Here is a 20,122-nt window from a genome sequence, read left to right as displayed (position 1 = left end):
ACGTGTTCAGAGAGCTCACTATGTCGGCAAACGAAAATCATACCCCCAATGCCCTGCCTGCGGGCTACCGGTTTAACGAGTTTGAAATCAAGGAAGTGATCGGCGGCGGCGGCTTTGGCATTGTCTATCGCGCCTGGGATCATCAGCTGGAACGCACCATCGCCATCAAAGAGTACATGCCGGTGTCACTGGCGGTACGCGGTGCGGATCTGGCGCTGGAACTGCGCGGCGAGCGCTTCCAGAAACTGTTTAATGCCGGACGCAACAGCTTTATTCAGGAGGCACGGCTGCTGGCGCGCTTCAATCATCCCGGTCTGCTGCACGTCCTGCGCTTCTGGGAAGAGAACGGCACGGCTTACATGGGCACGCTCTACTACAGCGGCATGACGCTGAAAGAGTGGCAGCTCACCAGCCCGGACAGCATTGACGAAGCGTGGATTCGCCGTCTGTTACCGCCGCTGTTTGGTGCCATCAACACCATTCACACCGCCGGTTACCTGCATCGTGATATTTCGCTCGATAACATTCAGATTCAGGAAAACCAGCTGCCGGTGCTGCTCGACTTTGGCTCGGCGCGCAAAGAGATTGGCAACCTGTCGGATGAAACCGAGATCATGCTCAAGCCGGGCTTCGCGCCAATTGAGCAGTACAGCGAAGAGGGAGAAGTCGAACAGGGACCCTGGACCGATATTTACGCGCTGGGCGCGGTGCTGCATACGCTGATCACCGGCCACGCGCCGCCGGTCAGCGTGGTGCGCTGCATTGAAGATAACTACCAGCCGCTGGTGGAGCGCAAGCCTGAGGGGTATTCGCTGCCGCTGCTGCACGCGATCGACTGCGCGCTGGCGATGAAGCCGGAAGACCGGCCACAGAGTATTGATGCTTTTGCCCGGCTGATCGATCTGCCGGTGAGCGATGTCGAAGCGCTGGTGACGACCTTCCCGGTGGAGAGCCAGTCCGCGCCCGAGCCGGTAGCGGCCGTGCCGGAACCGCAGGTAATGGCGGTTAATCATGCTGCCGCCGCGATTGAACCGGTGACACCACGCAATGTGCGCCGTTTGTCGCCTGCCCTGCTCGCCGCGGCTGCCGTGGCGTTGCTTGCCGTGATGGTCGTAGTGTGGAAAGCCAATCGCCCGAGTGACGCACCGCCGGTGGCGGCCAGCAGCGCCCCGGCGGCGACCCCATCAGCGGGCAGCGCGCCCGCCAGCAGCGCACCAACCATGGCGACGGTTTATCTGCAGTTGCAGGCAGGGGAAAATATCGTGCTGAACGGTGAAGCGAAGGATGTGAAACCCGCCAGCAGCGGTTTCGCCTCGCTGAATCTGGCGGCAGGCAGCTATCGTATTGAAGTGCATCACGGCAGCCAGGTGCGCAGCCAGATGCTGACGATTAACCAGCCGGGTACCTGGCTGATTAATCCGGGTAATTGAGGTTAGCCGCGCGCGGCGCTCTGCTGCAGCGCGCGCACTTCGGCCGCAAGGCGCGTTAACGCCTCTTCCTGCATGCCGCGTTTGCCCAGCTCCTGTTCCAGCGAGAACAGATACTGCGCGTTGCTGCCGAGCGGACCGCTGGCCTGAGCGATCAGTGGAGCAATGGTGCTGCGGCAGGAGTCGGCTTCATACAGCGGATGACGCGGATCCATGATAAACACCAGCGCCGTAACCGTGCGGCCATCCTCCAGCGTCAGTTCACACCAGGTGGGCAGATAGCAGCCGGTGATCATTTCCCGTTTCCACAGCAGCTCAAGTTCTTCATGCAGGCGCGCTTCCGGCAGGCGAAACGCCAGACCACTGGTAGAACCGCCCTCTTTCAGCGCCAGCATCCGTCCCGGTGCGGCAACGGTGCCGCGTCCGGCGGTCAGCCGCAGGCAAAAAGCACGATGCCAGCCCTCAAGCCGTCCGGTCGCCACCTCTTCCGCTTCAAAGACCGGGTTCCACATCAGGGAACCGTAGCCGAAGATCCACACCGGGCTTTGATCGGGACGACAGGCAAGCGTGGCGCAGAGCGACGCGGCGCGTTTCTCACAGCTCCACAGCAGCGCTTCGTCAATATCACCAAATGAAGTTTTGCAATCCGCTTTTAGTAAGAATTCCCGGGTTAACACTGCGATCTCCTCTACTGCGCTGACCTTCCTGTCGTTATGGCTCCCTGAATCTGCGATTTTACAGGCGGCGCACGCGGCGTCGACTTAAGACAAGACAGTAATGCATTTGCCATAAACGTTTCAAGATTGACCCCGATCACAAAGGGGAAATTATCTGTAAATAGCATCGGCTGCCTGGCAGGATTCTTGAACGAAGCGCGGAGAAGTGTGAAGCGGGCCGCAGTGGCCCGCGCGGGAGCTAGTGTTTAGGATGCCACTTGTCGTCCTCGCCTTTGGCGTACTCTTTTTTGACCGCCGCCCATGCGACTTTGTGTGCCACCTGCTCACGCGATTCATCACCGCGACGATCGTCTTTATCTTTATACTGATCCCAGGCGCTGTTAAACGCCTTTTGGTAGATGGTTTGCGCATGGCCCGGCAGCACGTGGCGCACGTTGTCCGGCAGTTCCCGGTTCGATGAATAAGGCATAGTTCCTCCTGTTTCAGGTTCCCTGTATAAGTCTGGAAGAGAACGGCAAAAACGCAAACCTGCTATTTCATAGTTCTGCCAGCAAATAAGGCTGATAGTGGGAATAAGGCCAGATGATTCAGTTCTTTTCTTCCTCCCTTCACGCAGGATAGATGAGAAACACGCACTATTAACCTGCTGATTAAAAGGGTTAATTCGCTGATTAACGCGAATTTTGCTTCATTCAGAGAAAAATGACAAAAAGTAAAAACGCGTAAAAAATCTGCGTGAGCAGTGGTGAAAAGTTACACTGCGCTTCGTCAGATGAGTCACTATATTTATCAGGCAGCAATTGCCTGTTTTTGTTCTTTTTGCCGAAGAGGATGGCGCATGGCTGGACATGAGAAGACCCGACACAGCGAGTATTCGCTGATTTTCCCGATTCTGGCGCTGGCGGTGCTGAGCTTTTTTGGCGGCCAGACAGCGCTTCTGCCGGTAATCGGCATCAATCTGCTGGCGCTGGTAGCGATTTTAAGCAGCGCCTTCAGCGTAGTACGTCACGCCGACGTTCTGGCGCACCGGTTAGGTGAACCCTACGGCTCGCTGATCCTCAGCCTGTCAGTGGTCATTCTGGAAGTGAGCCTGATTTCGGCGCTGATGGCGACCGGCGATGCAGCGCCCGCGCTGATGCGCGATACGCTCTACTCCATCATCATGATCGTTACCGCCGGACTGGTGGGCTGTGCCCTGCTGCTTGGCGGGCGTAAATTTGCCACCCAGTACGTTAACCTGGCCGGCGTGAAGCAGTACATGATCGCCATTTTCCCGCTGGCGATTCTGGTGCTGGTGTTTCCCAATGCCCTGCCCGGCGGCAATTTCACTACCGCGCAGGCGCTGATCATTGCGGCGATCTCTGCGGCGATGTACGGCGTGTTCCTGCTGATTCAGACCAAAACCCACCAGAGCCTGTTTGTTTACGAGCATGAAGACGAGAGCGATGATGGCGACCCGCATCACGGTAAGCCTTCCGCGCACAGCTCGCTGTGGCACACCGCGTGGCTGATTGTGCATCTGATTGCGGTGATCAGCGTGACAAAGATGAACGCCAACTCGCTGGAAATGCTGCTCACCGAGATGAACGCACCGGAGCAGTTCACCGGCTTCCTCGTCGCGCTGCTGATTCTGTCGCCGGAAGGTCTGGGCGCAATCAAGGCGGTGCTGATGAATCAGGTGCAGCGCGCGATGAACCTGTTTTTCGGTTCGGTGCTGGCCACCATTTCATTGACGGTGCCGACGGTGACCATTATTGCCACCCTGACCGGTCAGCAATTGATTTTCGGCCTTGAGCCGCCGCATATGGTGGTGATGAGCGCGGTGCTGATTCTGTGCCACATCTCGTTCTCCACTGGCCGCACCAACGTGCTCAACGGCGCAGCGCATCTGGCCCTGTTTGCCGGTTATCTGCTGACGATTATGCTGTGATGTTGAAGTGGGTATACGGGTGATACGGTCGCCATAAATGGCGACCCTACAGCGCAGGGTGCGCATTCATGTGCATCAGGTGAAACGGTCGCCATAAATGGCGACCCAACAACGCTGGGCGCGCATTCATGTGCATCAGGTGAATCGGTCGTCATGAACGGCGACCGTACAATGTAGGGTGCGCATTCATGTGCATCAGGTGAAACGGTCGCCATAAATGGCGACCCAACAACGCTGGGCGCGCATTCATGTGCATCAGGTGAATCGGTCGTCATGAACGGCGACCGTACAATGTAGGGTGCGCATTTATGCGCACCTGGATAGAGGTATCCTAACGGCTCAATGACGGGGATGATTGCAACGTCATCTTGCTGATTGATAACAATCAGTTACTGGTATCCAGCTCCGGAAAACTTTTAACCAGATCGTCAATCGCTTTCATCTGCGCCAGGAACGGTTCCAGCTTATCGAGCGGCAGCGCGGACGGGCCGTCGCATTTGGCGCTATTCGGCTCCGGGTGCGCTTCGATGAACAGACCGGCGATGCCTACCGCCATGCCCGCACGCGCCAGTTCGGCAACCTGCGCACGACGACCGCCAGAGGCCGCGCCAAACGGATCGCGCGTCTGCAGTGCATGGGTGACGTCAAAAATCACCGGGCTGTTGTTAGTGACTTTCTTCATTACGTTGAAACCGAGCATATCAACCACCAGGTTGTCATACCCGAAGTTGCTGCCACGATCGCACAGAATCACCTTGTCGTTGCCGCCTTCGGCAAACTTATCGACGATATTGCCCATCTGGCCCGGGCTGACGAACTGCGGCTTCTTCACGTTGATCACGGCACCGGTTTTCGCCATCGCTTCCACCAGATCGGTCTGACGCGCCAGGAAGGCCGGCAGCTGAATCACATCCACCACGTCGGCGACCGGCTGCGCCTGCCAGCTTTCGTGCACGTCAGTGATAATTTTCACGCCGAACGCCTGCTTCAGCGCCTGGAAAATTTTCATGCCTTCATCGAGGCCAGGACCACGGTAAGACTTGATGGATGAGCGGTTGGCTTTGTCAAAAGAGGCTTTGAACACATACGGAATGCCGAGCTTGTCGGTTACCTTCACGTAATGTTCGCAGATGCGCATGGCGAGATCCTGGGATTCCAGCACGTTCATGCCGCCGAAGAGAACAAATGGCAGATCGTTTGCGACCTTGATATCGCCGATACTCACTACTTTCTGTGTCATGCCCTTTCCTTAAATGTCGGGGGACGCTTAGTGCAGCGTCACCTGTTTCTGTTCAATTGCGTGGATCTGCACTTTAATCATCTCGCTAACCGGGTCTTCAGGACACTGTTCAACGAAATAGGTCAAATCGGTCAGTGCGATATGCTCGCACTCCAGCTGGGCGTAAATCAAACCGCGGTCGCGAATCTCATAGGGATCGTCCGGGTCGATTTGCAGCAGCACCTGGCTGACGTTGAGCGCCAGCTCCATCTGCTTCTCATCCATCAGCGCCGCTTTCAGCGTGTCGAGCATTTTGCGCATCACGCTGACGGTTTTCGCTTCGTCGAGATCGTCAGAATAGAGCTTTGCCGTCGGGCTGATGTTGCCCTTCAGCCACACTTCCAGCGTATGGGTGTCGAGCGTTTCACCGTTAAACGGATTGATCAGCCACATTTCACCGTCGAGCCAGTCGGCACGCAGAATAAGCTGCGTCGGGAAAATCACCGGCATCAGCGGCAGCTCTAGCTCATCCGCAATGTGCAGCAGAATCACGCCGAGCGACACCGCCGTTCCCTGCCGGCTCTTCAGCACTTTATCGATCCACAGCGCGTCTGACAGATTGTAGACGCCGCTGGCACCGCCAAAGCCCCACTGCTGGTAAAACAGATCGAGCAGCTTCTCCAGCTGCAGATCCGCATCCTGCTCGCTACTGACATAGCGCCGCGCCTCTTCAACCAGGTCAGCCAGCTGCTGCTGGACGGAAGGCGCGGAAAAATCATTGCGTATGGCGCAGGTCGCGCCGATCACCGCTTCACTTAACGGTGTTTCACTGTAATCAAGTTGCACTGGCGAGGTCATACTATCCCCAATAACGGCATTTTGGTCATCGCCAGTTTAATCACCAGCAACAATGCGACCACGGCGACTAAACAGGCGACCCAGCGGGTCGCCATGCTGCGCGGGCGACGACTCAATGCCACGGAACCTAAGGCGATGTAGATGATAACCGCTAACAGCTTCTCCGTCAGCCAGCTTCCTTGTGGGGTAAACGGATAAAAGTGGGTAATCAGCACCAGCAGTGCACCGCTGAGCAGCAGGAATGTATCGTTGACGTGCGGCGCAATGCGCACCCAGCGGCGCTGCAGCAGGGCAGATCCGGTGGTCAGCCAGTAAAAACGCAGCAGAAACAGTGTGATGGTGATCGCGACTGTCAGCAGATGGAAATTTTTAATCAGCGGATACCAGCTGGCCATAGTGCTTCCTTAAGTAAGTTGTCCAAGCGTGACGCGCGGATTGCCGCCGTAATCCTCAACGGTGGTGACCGCCTGAAAGCCATTACGGGTTAACAGCGCGCGTACAGCCTCGCTCTGCTGCCAGCCGTGTTCCAGCAGCAGCCAACCCTGCGGCTGCAACCAGTGCGGCGCGCGTTCAATGATTAATCGTAAATCGGCCAGCCCGGCCTCCTCCGCCACCAGCGCGCTGAGCGGCTCAAAACGCACGTCGCCCTGCTGCAGATGTTCATCGGCGGCATCAATGTAAGGCGGATTGCTGACAATCAGATCGAAACGTTGGGCGGGCAGATCGTCGAACCAGTGGCTGAGCACAAATCCGGCGTTGGTGAGGTGCAGGCGCTGGGCGTTGTCCTGCGCCAGCGCAACCGCGGCGGCAATGCGGTCGCAGCCGGTAATCTGACAATCGGGCCGCTCGCTGGCCAGCGCCAGCGCAATGGCGCCGGTGCCGGTACCGAGATCGAGCACCGCGGAGGGCGTCGCGGGCAGCCGCAGCAGCGCCTGCTCCACCAGCACTTCAGTATCCGGACGCGGAATCAGCGTAGCATCACTGACGCGCAGCGGCAGCGACCAGAACTCGCGTTCGCCCACCAGATGCGCAATCGGCTCACCGCGCACGCGGCGTGCCAGTAACGTCTCCAGCTGTGCCAGTTGCGCATCATCGAGCGGGCTGTCGTCAAACGCTATCAGCCAGCTGCGCGACTTGCCGGTGACAAAACCCAGCAGAATCTCCGCGTCGCGCTTCGGGCTATCGCCTCCGCACAACGCAGCCTGCGCCTGCTGCAGCCAGCGCCGGACGTTCATCACTCCTGCCCGGCCAGTGCGGCCAGCTGGTCAGCCTGATACTCCTGCACAATCGGCTCGATCAGCGTATCCAGCTTGCCTTCCATGGTTTCGTCGAGGCGGTAGAGCGTCAGGTTAATGCGGTGATCGGTCACACGCCCCTGCGGGAAGTTATAGGTACGGATTCGGTCGGAACGGTCGCCGCTGCCCAGCAGGTTACGCCGCGTTGAGGCTTCCGCCGCCTGGCGCTTCGCCATTTCCGCCGCGTGAATACGTGCGCCCAGCACCGCCAGCGCTTTGGCTTTGTTTTTGTGCTGCGAGCGCTCATCCTGGCACTCCACCACGATGCCGGTTGGCAGGTGGGTGATACGGATCGCCGAATCGGTGGTGTTAACGTGCTGACCGCCCGCGCCGGAAGAGCGGAAAGTGTCGATTTTCAGATCGCCCGGATTGATGTCCGGCAGCTCGGCTTCCGGCAGCTCCGGCATCACCGCCACGGTACAGGCGGAAGTGTGAATGCGCCCCTGCGATTCGGTTTCCGGCACGCGCTGCACGCGATGACCGCCGGATTCAAACTTCATGCGACCGTAAGCTCCGTCACCGGTGATACGCGCAATGACTTCTTTGTAGCCGCCATGCTCGCCATCGTTGGCGCTCATGATCTCCACCTGCCAGCGGCGCGCTTCGGCATAGCGGCTGTACATGCGGAACAGATCGCCGGCGAAAATCGCCGCTTCGTCGCCGCCGGTGCCGGCGCGCACTTCGATAAAGCACGGACGTTCATCGTCGGGATCTTTCGGCAGCAGCAGCACCTGAAGCTGCTGTTCCAGCACCTCGCGCTTTTCGCGCGATAGTTTCAACTCTTCCTGCGCCATGTCGCGCATTTCCGCATCGTCGAGCAGCATTTCAGCCGTTTCGACATCTTCCTGCACCTGCTGCCATTCGCGGAAACAACGGGTGACGTCGCTCAGCTGGGCATATTCACGTGATAACGCGCGGAAACGGTCCTGATCGCCAATTACGCCGGCATCACCCAGTAACGCTTCAACTTCTTCATGGCGTTCCTGCAGCGCTTCCAGCTTGGCAACAATCGAGCTCTTCATCTAATAGAGGGTATCCCAGTGATAGGTCGTGACAGACCAGATTACTCTAAACCGAGGCTGCCACGTAAGATCTGCAGGCGTTCGCTGTCGCCGTCGCGCGCGGCCTGCTGCAGTGATTTGGTTGGTGCATGAATTAAACGATTGGTGAGCTTGTGTGCCAGCTCCTGCAAGACTTTTTCGGCATCAGCACCCTGACGCAACGCCGCCAGCGCGCGATCCTGCAGCTCGGCACGGACGTCGTCGGCCTGCGCGCGGTATTCGCGGATGGTCTCACCGGCGCTTTGCGCGCGCAGCCAGGCCATGAATTCACCGCTCTCCTGCACCACAATGCTTTCCGCCTGCACCGCCGCCGCTTTGCGCTGCGCCATGTTCTGCTCGATGATCGCCTGCAGATCATCCACGCTGTACAGGTAGGCGTTAGCCAGCTTGCCCACTTCCGGCTCAACATCGCGCGGCACGGCGATATCGACCAGCAGCATAGGCTGATTGCGGCGCGCCTTCAGCGCCCGTTCCACCATGCCTTTGCCGATAATCGGCAGCGGACTGGCGGTGGAGGAGATAATGATATCGGCATCGGCCAGGCGGGTTTCGATATCGGCAAGGCCAATCACTTCGGCGCCGACTTCGTCCGCCAGCAGCTGTGCGCGTTCGCGCGTGCGGTTGGCGATCATCAGTTTGCGCACGCTGTGTTCGCGCAGGTGACGCGCCACCAGTTCGATGGTTTCACCGGCACCGACCAGCAGCACGTTAACGCTGCTGAGTGATTCGAAAATCTGACGGGCTAAGGAGCAGGCAGCAAAGGCGACCGACACCGCGCTGGCGCCGATTTCGGTTTCGGTGCGCACGCGCTTGGCCACCGAGAAGGTTTTCTGGAACATGCGTTCCAGCTCGCTGCTCAGCGCATGGTCGCGCGAGGAGTCAGCATGGGCTTTTTTGACCTGACCGAGAATCTGTGGCTCGCCCAGCACCAGCGAGTCGAGCCCGCTGGCCACGCGCATCAGGTGGCTGACCGCCGCGTTGTCCTGATGCCAGTACAGGCTGTTGCGCACGTCCTCTTCACGTAAATCGTGATACTCGCACAACCAGCGCACCAGTTGCTCCTGCAGATCGGTCTGCTGCTCTACGCTGAGGTAGAGTTCCGTCCGGTTACAGGTAGAAAGCACCACCCCGCTCTGCACCATCGGCTGAGACAGCAAGCTGTTCAGCGCCTGGTCCAGCGTGTCTGGCGTGAACGAAACACGTTCGCGCAGCGCAACAGGTGCGGTTTTGTGGTTGATTCCGAGAGCAAGCAGCGTCATGGTGATTCGGGTTGGGAAGTCCCAATAATTGTCAGGTTTTGTGCTGCGCATTCTACAAGATGCAACAGATCAAGAAAAGCCATACAAAGCCTATGACTGTAATAAGATTAAACTGATCGTGCGCAATTATCCTGACATCGCCATTGACGGCACAGAGACGGATGGTTAGCGTTACCGGTTACGACGTAAAAACGTGTCTGAGGAGACGACCACGTGATGCATTTGCCCCCGCGCCAGCTGTTGCGCCTTTTGCCCCTTGCCAGCGTGTTGCTGGCTGCCTGTAGCATCAACAAACCCCAGCAAGGTCCCGGTCCCAGCACGACATCACCGCAGTGGCAGCAACACCAGCAGGCGGTAGCGAAAATCACCCAGTACCAGACGCGCGGCGCTTTTGCCTATCTGTCAGATAAGCAGAAGGTTTATGCCCGCTTCAACTGGCAGCAAACTGCTGCAGACCGTTACCGTCTGCTGCTGACTAACCCGCTCGGCAGCACGGAACTGCAGCTCGACGCGCAGGGTTCGGTGGTGCAGATTGTCGATAACAAAGGCAAACGCTACGTCAGCAACGACGCGGAGAAGATGATTTCCCAGCTCACCGGCATGGATATTCCGCTGGCGAACCTGCGTCAGTGGATGATGGGGCTGCCAGGCGACGCCAGCGACTACCAGCTGAACAACAATTATCAGCTGCAAAGCCTGACCTACAGCCGCAACGGCCAGCAGTGGAAGGTGAATATCAGCGATTACGACAGCAAGGTGAACCCGCCGCTGCCGGCCAACCTCGAACTGACCGAAGGCGGTCAGCGCATCAAACTGCGCATGGATAGCTGGACCACACAATGATCACCACCTGGCCCGCGCCGGCAAAGCTCAACCTGTTTCTCTACATTACCGGCCGTCGTGCAGACGGCTACCACAAATTGCAGACGCTGTTTCAGTTTCTCGATGTTGGCGACACGCTGGAGATTATCCCGGATAACAGCGGCAGTATCACCCTGCTGACGCCGCTCGACGGCGTGGCCGATGAAGACAACCTGATCGTGCGGGCGGCGCTGGCGCTGCGCGCTGCAGCGGCGGACAAAGGCACGCTGCCGCCGCAGGCCGGTGCCCGGATCGCGCTGCAGAAGCGCCTGCCGATGGGCGGTGGTCTGGGCGGTGGTTCGTCTGATGCGGCGACGGTGCTGGTGGCGCTGAACCATCTGTGGCGCACCCAGCTCAGCGTGGATGAGCTGGCTACGCTTGGCGTGCGTCTCGGTGCCGATGTACCGGTATTCGTGCGCGGCCACGCGGCGTTTGCCGAAGGGGTCGGCGAGCAATTGCAGCCTGCGTTTCCGGCGGAAAAATGGTATCTGGTGGCGCATCCTGGCGTCAGCATCGCCACCCCGGATCTGTTTCGCGATCCTGAACTGACGCGCGATTCACCAATACGCACATTAGATGAACTGTTGCAGCGTCCTTTTCACAATGATTGTGAAGCGGTAGCAAGAAAACGTTTTCGTGAGGTTGATGCGCTGCTTTCCTGGCTGCTAGAATACGCGCCGTCGCGCCTGACAGGGACCGGCGCTTGTGTGTTTGCTGAATTTGACACCGAGTCCGCTGCTCGTCAGGTGCTGGAGCTTGCCCCGAAATGGATGTGCGGATTTGTGGCGCGTGGGCTTAATCTCTCGCCGTTACAGCGTACCCTTTCCGGGCTCTAAGCGTAAACGTGACAGTGTCACCCTGTTCCAGACACTGCACGTGACGCATTAACACACCCGTATGAACAGGCTCAAATGTATTCGCCGGTTATTTTTGAGCGGTTCATTCTCTGGACGCCAAGCCTGAGGTTCTTCTCGTGCCTGATATGAAGCTATTTGCTGGTAACGCCACCCCGGAACTAGCACAACGTATTGCCAACCGCCTTTACACCAGCCTCGGAGACGCCGCTGTCGGCCGTTTCAGCGATGGCGAAGTAAGTGTACAGATTAATGAAAATGTACGCGGTGGTGATATTTTCATCATCCAGTCCACCTGTGCCCCCACCAATGATAACTTGATGGAGCTGGTTGTGATGGTCGACGCACTGCGTCGGGCTTCTGCTGGTCGTATTACTGCTGTAATCCCTTACTTTGGCTATGCCCGTCAGGACCGCCGCGTGCGTTCTGCCCGCGTGCCAATTACCGCCAAAGTTGTGGCTGATTTCCTCTCCAGCGTCGGCGTGGACCGTGTACTGACGGTTGACCTGCACGCTGAACAGATCCAGGGCTTCTTTGATGTCCCGGTGGATAACGTGTTCGGTAGCCCGATTCTGCTGGAAGATATGCTGCAGATTGGTCTGGAAAACCCGATTGTGGTTTCGCCGGACATCGGTGGCGTAGTGCGCGCTCGCGCTATCGCCAAACTGCTCAACGACACCGACATGGCCATCATCGACAAACGTCGCCCGCGTGCGAACGTGTCGCAGGTGATGCACATCATCGGTGACGTTGCCGGTCGTGACTGCGTACTGGTCGACGATATGATCGACACCGGCGGTACGCTGTGCAAAGCGGCTGAAGCACTGAAAGAGCGCGGCGCGAAACGCGTGTTCGCTTACGCCACCCACCCAATCTTCTCTGGCAACGCGGTGGAAAATCTGCGCAAATCAGTGATTGATCAGGTGATTGTTTGCGACACTATTCCGCTGTCGGAAGAGATGAAGTCACTGCCAAACGTGCGTACGCTGACGCTGTCTGGCATGCTGGCCGAAGCCATTCGTCGTATCAGCAACGAAGAATCGATTTCGGCGATGTTCGAACATTAATTGTTCGCGAAAAACCGGGCGCCCTGCCCGGTTTTTTATTGCCTGTGCGCGGAGTAACATCCCGATAAAGCCGCTTCCGCCGCCACTATTTGCGCGATAAATGGCCTCAAAATCCGCCAATCTCCCCGCCTTCCACTCTTTTTATCAGACAAGCGCATCCGGGCTTTAGCGGTCCAGTGATTAGTGATATTTTTCACCATACTTTTGCTGAGAACTCCGACCACCATGCCACTCGACATTTATACGTTGTTTATTTGCGAGCTCTACGTGCTGGGGTTTCTGAGCATTATTTTGATTTTTGCCTGGGTCGGGGCGCAGTACGACCGGGTGCTGGGTTTTACCACCCTGACGCTAATACTGACGCTTGCCGCCGTGCTGCTCAGCAGCCTGCGCAGCGCCGGTTTGCACTTTTTGCCGGTGGCGGTCGGGAATGTCATCATGCTGCTGGCCTACGGCACCCTGCTCAACGCCTTTCGTACTTTTTGCCGCCTTCCGCTTGGTTTTTGCTGGATCACTGGCGCGCTGCTGTGGGCGCTGCTTTGTGCTTTTCCGCAGTTCTATCACGGCCAGCCGAAACGCGTGCTGGTGATGTGCCTGCTGTGCATCATCTTTACCGCCGCGCTGATTCGTCTGCTGTGGCAGGCGCGCGCCACGCTGACCGTCACTTTCTGGCCCGCGCAGATACTGCTGTGGATCCACTTACTGTTCCATCTGGCACGCATTTTCCTTGACGATGCAGTGGCTACCCCGGTACCGGGTGCCATTGGCGGTTCCGGCTTTTCGGTGTATGTGATTCTGGAGTCGATCCTCTTCGTCATCGGCCTGACCTTCACCATTCTGGCGATGGTTAATGAGCGGACGCAGATCGCCCATAAACTGGCGTCGCTGCACGATCCGCTCACCGGCGTCTGGAACCGGCGCGCGCTGTTTGAAGCCGCAGAAAAACTGCTGCTGCGCCACGCACGTTTGCCGCAGCCCTATATTTACAGTGCAGTGCTGTTCGACCTCGATCATTTCAAAAGCATCAACGATCGCTATGGCCATCAGCAGGGGGATCGGGTGCTGGTCGATTTTTGTCAGGTGGTGAAAGCGTTAATGCCGGTTGAGGGTCAGTTTGCCCGGCTGGGCGGTGAGGAGTTTGCCGCGTTGCTTCCTGGCGACAGTGAGCAGGCGCAGCGCATATGTGAGCGTATCCGACTGGCGACACAGCTGTCGCTACCCAACGACATCGGTTATACGGTGAGCATTGGCTTTGCCACTGCCAGCCAGCGGCATCAGGCGTTTCCCGCCCTGCTGGCGCTGGCTGATGAGGCTTTGTATCGCGCTAAAGCCGCCGGACGTAACCGCGTCGAAGGTTATCAGACGCCGCAGGCGGCAATGGCGGAAGCCGGTTAGTGCGTTGAGTGGTGATCGCGACGGCAGCGTTTGTCACCGTAGTGACGCAGCCAGTAATAGCGGTCTTCCACCCTCTCCCGCCCGCTGACGCGTGCGCCGACCAGCCACAGTAGCGCACCCACGAAAATACTGAACATCGCTCCATGCGCGAGGAACTGTGGCAGGTTGACCGACGGCAGCTGGTTAATGATGGAATAACCCACCCCGAGCACCATGGTTAACAAGCCGAGACACATCAAACCATTACCGACGGTGCGGCAGTGTTGACGTTTCATGATTCACCTCCATCCTTTTCAGCAACGCAGAAAACAGCACGTTTGGTTAACTGGCCATAAGTTTAGGCAATGGCTGGCGGTTAAGATGCGTACAGGATCACACATCCTTCACAATGTCTGACAAAACTTTACCGCCAGCACCTTGATTTCGATAGAAATTGATTAGTCACCTTTGGTCATTAATCTGTCATTGCGCCCTTTGTCATCCCCGCCGGCAGGCAGTAAACTATCGCCCTTTCGCAGCGAGACAGGATAAACATCGTGAGCAGCATTAAACTGATTGTGGGGCTGGCCAATCCCGGCGCTGAATACGCGGCAACGCGCCATAACGCTGGCGCCTGGTATGTGGATTTACTTTGCTCGCGCCATAATCAGTCCCTCAAAGAGGAGCCGAAGTTTTTCGGCTACACCGCGCGCCTGTCGCTGGCCGGCGAGGATGTGCGCCTGCTGGTGCCCACCACCTTTATGAACCTGAGCGGCAAAGCGGTGGCTACGATGGCGACGTTCTATCGCATTACGCCGGAAGAGATTCTGGTGGCACACGATGAAATGGACCTGCCGCCAGGCGTGGCGAAATTCAAACAGGGCGGCGGCCATGGCGGTCATAATGGCCTGAAAGACATCATCAGCAAGCTCGGTAATAACAACAATTTTCATCGCCTGCGCGTCGGTATCGGCCATCCGGGCGATCGTAACAAGGTCACCGGATTTGTGCTCGGCAAGGCACCGGCCAGCGAGCAGAAGCTGATTGACGAGGCGGTCGACGAAGCGGTGCGCTGCACCGAACTGTGGCTAAAAGAAGATAAGATTAAGGCGATGAACCGTCTGCACGCCTTCAAAGCCAGCTAAGCCAATTCCCGCGCCGCCGCAGGTAATTCTGTGTATAATGCGCGAAAATTTTTGAATCAGTCGGCGCTGTCTGCCAGCGCTGCACACTCAGTGAGAAAGGTAAGATCATGGGATTTAAATGCGGTATTGTGGGCCTGCCGAACGTCGGTAAATCCACCCTGTTCAACGCGCTGACCAAAGCGGGTATCGAAGCAGCCAACTTTCCGTTCTGCACCATCGAGCCCAACACCGGCGTGGTGCCGATGCCTGACCTGCGCCTCGATCAGCTGAGCGAGATTGTTAAGCCACAGCGCGTGGTGCCGACCACCATGGAGTTCGTGGACATTGCTGGTCTGGTAAAAGGTGCGTCGAAAGGTGAAGGCCTGGGCAACCAGTTCCTGACTAACATCCGCGAAACTGAAGCCATCGGCCACGTGGTACGCTGCTTTGAAAACGACAACATCATCCACGTCTCCGGTAAAGTAAACCCGGCAGAAGATATTGATGTCATCAACACCGAGCTGGCGCTGTCGGATCTCGACACCTGCGAACGTGCCATTCAGCGCTGCCAGAAGAAAGCCAAAGGCGGCGACAAAGATGCTAAGGCGGAACTGGCCGCGCTGGAGAAGTGCCTGCCGCATCTGGAAAACGCCGGTATGCTGCGCTCGCTGGCGCTGGACGCCGATGAGAAAGCAGCCATCCGTTATCTCAGCTTTCTGACGCTGAAGCCGACCATGTACATCGCCAACGTCAATGAAGACGGTTTCGAGAACAACCCGTATCTCGACCAGGTGCGCGCCATTGCTGAAGCCGAAGGCTCAGTGGTGGTGCCGGTCTGTGCGGCAGTGGAATCGGACATCGCCGAGCTGGAAGATGAAGAGCGCGACGAATTCATGGCCGAACTGGGCCTGGAAGAGCCGGGCCTCAACCGCGTGATCCGCGCCGGTTATGCCCTGCTCAACCTGCAGACTTACTTCACCGCAGGCGTGAAAGAAGTGCGTGCCTGGACCATCCCGGTTGGCGCGACCGCACCGCAGGCAGCCGGTAAAATCCACACCGACTTCGAAAAAGGCTTTATCCGCGCTCAGACCATCGCGTTCGAAGATTTCATCACATACAAAGGTGAACAAGGCGCGAAAGAAGCCGGCAAAATGCGTTCAGAAGGTAAAGAGTACATCGTGAAAGATGGCGATGTGATGAACTTCCTGTTTAACGTCTGATTGGCTTCCAGGGTGTCATGAGGTTCCACTTATCTCATGAACCCGGAAAAAATAAAATCCACGCAATAGCGTGGATTTTTTTATAGCTGAAGCCCTGTCGCCAGGCTAATTATCCGATCCGTTAGTGGCATACAGCGGCCATGACTCAAACAGATAGCCGTCGAAATCGATGTCGTCCACATCGGAGAACTCCAGCAGCAACTGCTTGACGTTTTCCAGGTGCTGCCACATCGCCTGTTTCGCGGCGCGTGCGTCTTTCTTGATTAAGGCGGCGAGGATCTTTTTATGATCGTCGAGCCACTTTTTGCGGTAGTTGGTATTGATCAGATGCCGGTGCAGCTGGCTCCACATCACGTTGTCTTCGCGCCACTGCCAGGATTGTTTGAACAGCTCCACCAGCATGCTGTTGTGCGTGGCTTCGGCTATCGCCAGATGGAAATTGCGGTCGCCGTTTTCGCTGTCGTTCACTGCGCCTGACGCCAGCTCACGCTCTTCCAGCGCCAGCGCCTGGCGCATTTTGATGATGTCTTCACGCGTCGCCTGTAACGCAGCGAATTCGGCGATATTGCTCTCCAGCAGCTGACGGGCCTGCAGCATCTCAAACGGACCGGCCGCATTGCAGGCGGTTTGCGCAGCGGCACGCGGTGCCGGCGTGTCGTTGATCACGTAAATGCCTGCACCACGCCGCACTTCAATCAACCCTTCCAGCTCCAGCATAATCAGCGCCTCACGCACCAGCGTGCGCGTGACGTTCAGCAGCATCGCCAGTTCACGCTCCGGCGGCAACCGCTCGCCAATCGCGTACTGTTTCTGCGTAATCATATTGCGAAGCATCTCGCCCACTTCCTGATAGGGTCGCTGTGCTGAAGCTTGTGGTTTCATAACGCTCTTTTCTGCTGGTTCAGACATTAGGCCGCCAAATTTTCTACCCTGCACTATAACACAGGGCGTGATTTTCACCGTGGGTTAAGGGTGAAGTAGCGTCGGGCGTTATGGAAGCAAATATCCTGCAACATCGCGCCCAGCGCGGCTTCATCGTGCGGCACAATGCCGTCACGCACCCACTCGCCAAACAGATTGCACAGAATGCGGCGGAAGTATTCGTGCCGCGTATATGAGAGAAAACTGCGCGAATCGGTCAGCATGCCAACGAACTGGCTGAGCAGCCCCATCTGCGCCAGCTGCTCCAGTTGCCGCAGCATCCCGTCACGCTGATCGTTGAACCACCAGCCAGAGCCGAACTGCATCTTGCCCGCCATGCCTGCGCCCTGAAAGTTACCCGCCATGGTAGCCAGCACTTCGTTGTCACGCGGATTGAGGCAGTAAAGAATGGTTTTTGGCAGCTGGTCATTGGTGTCCATCGCGTCCAGCAGGCGCGCCAGCGGCCAGGCAACAGGATGATCGCCGATGGAGTCGAAACCGCTGTCCGGGCCGAGCTGACGGAACATGCGCGTGCTGTTATTGCGGATCGCACCGATATGTAACTGCATCGCCCAGCCACGACGGGCATACTCCGCGCCCAGCCACACCAGCACAGCGGTACTGAACTGCGCAATCTCCAGCTCGCTCAGCGCCGCCCCGCTGCGGCGTCTGGCGAGAATGCCATCCAGCACGCTGTCGGCTGGCACCGCAGCATAGCGTAGCGTTTCAATGCCGTGGTCGGCGGCGCGGCAGCCATGGGCGGAAAAGTGGTCCAGACGGCGCAGTAACGCCACACGCAGCGCATCAAAGCTGTCGATACTGACATCCGCGGCGGCTTCCAGCCGGGTCAGGTAATCGCTGAATCCTTCCAGCTCAATCTTGAACACCCGGTCCGGACGCCAGCTCGGTGCAACCTCAATATCAAAGCTGCTGTCTTCAGCTATCTGACGATGGTACTGCAGGGAGTCGATCGGATCGTCGGTGGTGCCCACCATGCGTACGTTCATCTGGCGCATGATGCCGCGCGCGGAAAATTCAGGCGTGGCCAGCTTCTCCGCACACTCATGCCAGATGCGCGGTGCGGTTTCCGGTCCAAACAGCGTGTCTGTGATACCAAACGGCCGGCGCAGCTCCAGATGCGTCCAGTGATAGAGCGGATTGCCAAGCGTTTTCGGCACGGTCTGCGCCCAGGCCAGGTATTTATCGTAATCGCTGGTGGTGTTACCGGTGATCAGTGATTCCTCTACGCCCGCCGCGCGCAATGCGCGCCATTTGTAGTGATCGCCCTCCAGCCAGATTTGCCCGAGGTTGGCAAACTGCCGGTCTTCTGCAATCTCCTGCGGATTGAGGTGGCAGTGGTAATCATAGATCGGCATCTGCGCCGCCACGTCGTGATACAGGCGGCGCGCCACCTCGCTGTGCAACAGAAAATCGTCATCCATAAAACGCTTCATTTGGCCTCCGGATTAAGGGATGCAACCGCGGCTCTGGCACCCTGCTGGCACAGGCGGTCATAGGTGTGTTGCAGGGCGGCAACAAAGGCCGGATTGGCGGGTAAGTCGTCCGCGAAGATCTCGTTAATGCCCAGCAGCGCCTGCACGCGGGCGGGACCTGAAGGGAACTGCTGATTAATCCGCTCAAACTTAGCCACCAGCGGATCAGCCACCGGGTAGCGCTCGCCCTTTTCGTCTTCGCCGAGGATATATCGCATCCAGCCCGCGATGCCGAGCAGCAGATGCCGGCAGTCACTGCCGTGGTGCAGATGATAGCGCAGCGAATCCAGCATGCGCTGTGGCAGTTTCTGACTGCCATCGCTGGCAATTTGCGCCGTGCGATGGCGCAGCGACGGATTACTGAAGCGCTCAAGCAGTTGATGCGCATACGCGTTCAGATCGCTGCCTGCCGGCATCGTCAGCGTGGCACGCTGTTCAGTCAGCATCAGCGACAGCGCGGCCTGACGGTAAGCGGGCAGCTGCATGGTATCAGCGATAGTTTCACAACCGCCGAGGTAGCCAAGATACGCCAGAAACGAGTGCGTGCCATTCAGCAGACGCAGTTTCATCAACTCGTAGGGGGCGACATCCGGAACAAATTGCGCACCAACGCGCTGCCAGTCGGGACGTCCCGCCAAGAAGTTATCTTCAATCACCCACTGACGAAACGGTTCGCAGGCGACACCGCAGGGATCGGCGATGCCCAGCAACCCGGTAATCTCGCGCTGCGTCTCTTCCGTCACGGCCGGCACGATGCGGTCAACCATGGTGCAGGGAAATGTAACCTGTTGGTCAATCCATGCCGCCAGCGCCGCATCCTGCCGTTGTGCCAGACCGATGACCGCAGCCCGCGCGACGTGGCCGTTATCACGCAGATTGTCGCATGACAGCACGGTAAAAGGCGCTAACCCGGCTTCACGCCGCAAGCGCAGCGCCTCAACGATAAAGCCAATGGCGGATTTCGGCTGCCGCGGATGGGCCAGATCGTGCACGATCAGCGGATGAGTACTGTCCAGTTCGCCGGTTGCGCCATGAGTGCAATAGCCTTTTTCGGTTACCGTCAGCGAGACGATGGCGGTTTCCGCGCGGGCAAGCGCGTTGAGAATGCCGTCACAACCGTCCAGCGCCGGGTGCAGCGCGGAGTGTACGGAACCAATGATTTTGACGTCATAACGCGTCGCGCCTTGCTCGGTGACGCTGTAGAGCAAATTCTGCGCGCGCAATTGTTCCACCAGCTGTCTGCCGCTGGCCGACATCAGGTTGACCTCGCAAATGCCCCAGTCGCTGTCGCTTACCTCCAGCAGATGGTGCTGATAGAGCGCCTGATGCGCGCGATGAAACGCACCGCAGCCGATGTGCACGATGCGCGGCACCAGCCGCTGCTGCTGCCATGCGGGCCGCGCCACCTTAATGCTGGCGTCGGCAAGGTTGTGTTGCATGTGAACTCCTCAGTGTCCGGCGCGACTGCGCGTCCGCCGGGCA

Annotated in this window: 20 protein-coding genes; 8 read left to right on the top strand and 12 right to left on the bottom strand. The window is 58.0% G+C overall.

What is annotated here, in order from left to right:
- Positions 1–20 precede the first annotated feature (20 nt).
- On the top strand, positions 21–1,430 hold the full coding sequence (locus C1Y42_RS08795; protein ID WP_104093210.1) for a serine/threonine-protein kinase: 1,410 nt from the start codon (positions 21–23) through the stop codon (positions 1,428–1,430).
- 2 nt (positions 1,431–1,432) lie between these two features.
- Here C1Y42_RS08795 and C1Y42_RS08790 read toward each other — a convergent pair whose 3' ends face one another.
- A complete protein-coding gene (locus C1Y42_RS08790; protein WP_021508695.1) occupies positions 1,433–2,104 on the bottom strand; it encodes a gamma-glutamylcyclotransferase in 672 nt (223 codons plus the stop codon).
- 238 nt (positions 2,105–2,342) lie between these two features.
- Complete coding sequence (gene chaB, locus C1Y42_RS08785; RefSeq protein WP_104093209.1) at positions 2,343–2,573, bottom strand: putative cation transport regulator ChaB; 231 nt, start codon at positions 2,571–2,573, stop codon at positions 2,343–2,345.
- 369 nt (positions 2,574–2,942) lie between these two features.
- Here chaB and chaA point away from each other — a divergent pair, with 369 nt between their 5' ends.
- The gene (gene chaA, locus C1Y42_RS08780) at positions 2,943–4,034 is read left to right on the top strand and encodes a sodium-potassium/proton antiporter ChaA (RefSeq protein ID WP_021508693.1); all 1,092 of its coding nucleotides are present in this window, start codon (positions 2,943–2,945) and stop codon (positions 4,032–4,034) included.
- Positions 4,035–4,419: 385 nt separating this feature from the next.
- Here chaA and kdsA read toward each other — a convergent pair whose 3' ends face one another.
- Genes kdsA through hemA form a run of 6 tightly spaced genes read right to left on the bottom strand, consistent with a single transcriptional unit; the run spans position 4,420 to position 9,726 of the window.
- Positions 4,420–5,274: a 3-deoxy-8-phosphooctulonate synthase gene (kdsA, locus tag C1Y42_RS08775; protein ID WP_021509944.1), complete on the bottom strand. Its 855-nt coding sequence runs from the start codon at positions 5,272–5,274 to the stop codon at positions 4,420–4,422.
- A 27-nt stretch (positions 5,275–5,301) separates the two neighbouring features.
- Positions 5,302–6,111 (bottom strand): invasion regulator SirB1, encoded by an 810-nt coding sequence (gene sirB1, locus C1Y42_RS08770; RefSeq protein ID WP_021509943.1) that lies wholly within the window; start codon positions 6,109–6,111, stop codon positions 5,302–5,304.
- The gene (locus C1Y42_RS08765) at positions 6,108–6,506 is read right to left on the bottom strand and encodes a SirB2 family protein (RefSeq protein ID WP_021509942.1); all 399 of its coding nucleotides are present in this window, start codon (positions 6,504–6,506) and stop codon (positions 6,108–6,110) included. The genes sirB1 and C1Y42_RS08765 overlap by 4 nt, the downstream gene beginning before the upstream one ends.
- 9 nt (positions 6,507–6,515) lie before the next feature.
- Positions 6,516–7,346, bottom strand: coding sequence for a peptide chain release factor N(5)-glutamine methyltransferase (prmC, locus tag C1Y42_RS08760; protein WP_104093208.1), 831 nt, complete (start codon positions 7,344–7,346; stop codon positions 6,516–6,518).
- Positions 7,346–8,428, bottom strand: coding sequence for a peptide chain release factor 1 (gene prfA / locus C1Y42_RS08755; protein ID WP_021509940.1), 1,083 nt, complete (start codon positions 8,426–8,428; stop codon positions 7,346–7,348). Before prfA ends, prmC begins: the two co-directional genes overlap by 1 nt.
- A gap of 41 nt (positions 8,429–8,469) precedes the next feature.
- Positions 8,470–9,726: a glutamyl-tRNA reductase gene (hemA, locus tag C1Y42_RS08750; protein ID WP_104093207.1), complete on the bottom strand. Its 1,257-nt coding sequence runs from the start codon at positions 9,724–9,726 to the stop codon at positions 8,470–8,472.
- Positions 9,727–9,942: 216 nt separating this feature from the next.
- Here hemA and lolB point away from each other — a divergent pair, with 216 nt between their 5' ends.
- The 4 genes from lolB to C1Y42_RS08730 all read left to right on the top strand — a co-directional run bounded on the left by lolB (position 9,943) and on the right by C1Y42_RS08730 (position 13,903).
- Positions 9,943–10,569, top strand: a complete 627-nt coding sequence (lolB, locus tag C1Y42_RS08745) for a lipoprotein insertase outer membrane protein LolB (RefSeq protein WP_021509937.1) — start codon at positions 9,943–9,945, stop codon at positions 10,567–10,569.
- Complete coding sequence (ispE, locus tag C1Y42_RS08740) at positions 10,566–11,423, top strand: 4-(cytidine 5'-diphospho)-2-C-methyl-D-erythritol kinase (RefSeq protein WP_104093206.1); 858 nt, start codon at positions 10,566–10,568, stop codon at positions 11,421–11,423. The genes lolB and ispE overlap by 4 nt, the downstream gene beginning before the upstream one ends.
- Positions 11,424–11,560: 137 nt before the next feature.
- Positions 11,561–12,508 carry a ribose-phosphate diphosphokinase gene (gene prs, locus C1Y42_RS08735; RefSeq protein ID WP_006118899.1) on the top strand — a complete coding sequence of 316 codons (948 nt, stop codon included), beginning with the start codon at positions 11,561–11,563 and terminating at the stop codon, positions 12,506–12,508.
- 225 nt (positions 12,509–12,733) lie between these two features.
- Complete coding sequence (locus tag C1Y42_RS08730) at positions 12,734–13,903, top strand: GGDEF domain-containing protein (RefSeq protein ID WP_058780682.1); 1,170 nt, start codon at positions 12,734–12,736, stop codon at positions 13,901–13,903.
- Here C1Y42_RS08730 and ychH read toward each other — a convergent pair.
- Complete coding sequence (ychH, locus tag C1Y42_RS08725) at positions 13,900–14,178, bottom strand: stress-induced protein YchH (RefSeq protein ID WP_021509933.1); 279 nt, start codon at positions 14,176–14,178, stop codon at positions 13,900–13,902. The genes C1Y42_RS08730 and ychH overlap by 4 nt on opposite strands.
- Before the next feature lie 261 nt (positions 14,179–14,439).
- Here ychH and pth point away from each other — a divergent pair, with 261 nt between their 5' ends.
- Positions 14,440–15,027, top strand: a complete 588-nt coding sequence (pth, locus tag C1Y42_RS08720; protein ID WP_058771204.1) for an aminoacyl-tRNA hydrolase — start codon at positions 14,440–14,442, stop codon at positions 15,025–15,027.
- Positions 15,028–15,134: 107 nt separating this feature from the next.
- Entirely contained in the window at positions 15,135–16,226 is a 1,092-nt protein-coding gene (gene ychF / locus C1Y42_RS08715; RefSeq protein WP_021509931.1) for a redox-regulated ATPase YchF, read from the top strand.
- Positions 16,227–16,331: 105 nt separating this feature from the next.
- On the opposite strand, the gene uxuR is transcribed toward ychF, so the two are convergent.
- The 3 genes from uxuR to C1Y42_RS08700 all read right to left on the bottom strand — a co-directional run bounded on the left by uxuR (position 16,332) and on the right by C1Y42_RS08700 (position 20,079).
- Positions 16,332–17,108: a Uxu operon transcriptional regulator gene (uxuR, locus tag C1Y42_RS08710; RefSeq protein ID WP_031280188.1), complete on the bottom strand. Its 777-nt coding sequence runs from the start codon at positions 17,106–17,108 to the stop codon at positions 16,332–16,334.
- A gap of 74 nt (positions 17,109–17,182) precedes the next feature.
- Entirely contained in the window at positions 17,183–18,601 is a 1,419-nt protein-coding gene (uxaC, locus tag C1Y42_RS08705) for a glucuronate isomerase (RefSeq protein ID WP_104093205.1), read from the bottom strand.
- Complete coding sequence (locus C1Y42_RS08700; RefSeq protein ID WP_104093204.1) at positions 18,598–20,079, bottom strand: fructuronate reductase; 1,482 nt, start codon at positions 20,077–20,079, stop codon at positions 18,598–18,600. Before C1Y42_RS08700 ends, uxaC begins: the two co-directional genes overlap by 4 nt.
- Positions 20,080–20,122 lie beyond the last annotated feature (43 nt).

Origin of the sequence: Pantoea sp. ICBG 985, assembly GCF_002928365.1 — a bacterium.
In the GTDB taxonomy this organism is placed as follows: domain Bacteria; phylum Pseudomonadota; class Gammaproteobacteria; order Enterobacterales; family Enterobacteriaceae; genus Pantoea; species Pantoea dispersa.
This window is presented reverse-complemented; position numbering and strand designations above follow the sequence as displayed.

What these genes read in the sequence shown, in the direction of transcription:
- uxuR (WP_031280188.1), bottom strand. Translation starts at nt 17,108, where the DNA reads ATGAAACCACAAGCTTCAGCACAGCGACCCTATCAGGAAGTGGGCGAG.
- hemA (WP_104093207.1), bottom strand. Translation starts at nt 9,726, where the DNA reads ATGACGCTGCTTGCTCTCGGAATCAACCACAAAACCGCACCTGTTGCG.
- ychF (WP_021509931.1), top strand. Translation starts at nt 15,135, where the DNA reads ATGGGATTTAAATGCGGTATTGTGGGCCTGCCGAACGTCGGTAAATCC.
- ispE (WP_104093206.1), top strand. Translation starts at nt 10,566, where the DNA reads ATGATCACCACCTGGCCCGCGCCGGCAAAGCTCAACCTGTTTCTCTAC.
- kdsA (WP_021509944.1), bottom strand. Translation starts at nt 5,274, where the DNA reads ATGACACAGAAAGTAGTGAGTATCGGCGATATCAAGGTCGCAAACGAT.
- prmC (WP_104093208.1), bottom strand. Translation starts at nt 7,346, where the DNA reads ATGAACGTCCGGCGCTGGCTGCAGCAGGCGCAGGCTGCGTTGTGCGGA.
- C1Y42_RS08700 (WP_104093204.1), bottom strand. Translation starts at nt 20,079, where the DNA reads ATGCAACACAACCTTGCCGACGCCAGCATTAAGGTGGCGCGGCCCGCA.
- lolB (WP_021509937.1), top strand. Translation starts at nt 9,943, where the DNA reads ATGCATTTGCCCCCGCGCCAGCTGTTGCGCCTTTTGCCCCTTGCCAGC.
- chaA (WP_021508693.1), top strand. Translation starts at nt 2,943, where the DNA reads ATGGCTGGACATGAGAAGACCCGACACAGCGAGTATTCGCTGATTTTC.
- sirB1 (WP_021509943.1), bottom strand. Translation starts at nt 6,111, where the DNA reads ATGACCTCGCCAGTGCAACTTGATTACAGTGAAACACCGTTAAGTGAA.
- C1Y42_RS08765 (WP_021509942.1), bottom strand. Translation starts at nt 6,506, where the DNA reads ATGGCCAGCTGGTATCCGCTGATTAAAAATTTCCATCTGCTGACAGTC.
- ychH (WP_021509933.1), bottom strand. Translation starts at nt 14,178, where the DNA reads ATGAAACGTCAACACTGCCGCACCGTCGGTAATGGTTTGATGTGTCTC.
- C1Y42_RS08730 (WP_058780682.1), top strand. Translation starts at nt 12,734, where the DNA reads ATGCCACTCGACATTTATACGTTGTTTATTTGCGAGCTCTACGTGCTG.
- C1Y42_RS08795 (WP_104093210.1), top strand. Translation starts at nt 21, where the DNA reads ATGTCGGCAAACGAAAATCATACCCCCAATGCCCTGCCTGCGGGCTAC.
- chaB (WP_104093209.1), bottom strand. Translation starts at nt 2,573, where the DNA reads ATGCCTTATTCATCGAACCGGGAACTGCCGGACAACGTGCGCCACGTG.
- prfA (WP_021509940.1), bottom strand. Translation starts at nt 8,428, where the DNA reads ATGAAGAGCTCGATTGTTGCCAAGCTGGAAGCGCTGCAGGAACGCCAT.
- uxaC (WP_104093205.1), bottom strand. Translation starts at nt 18,601, where the DNA reads ATGAAGCGTTTTATGGATGACGATTTTCTGTTGCACAGCGAGGTGGCG.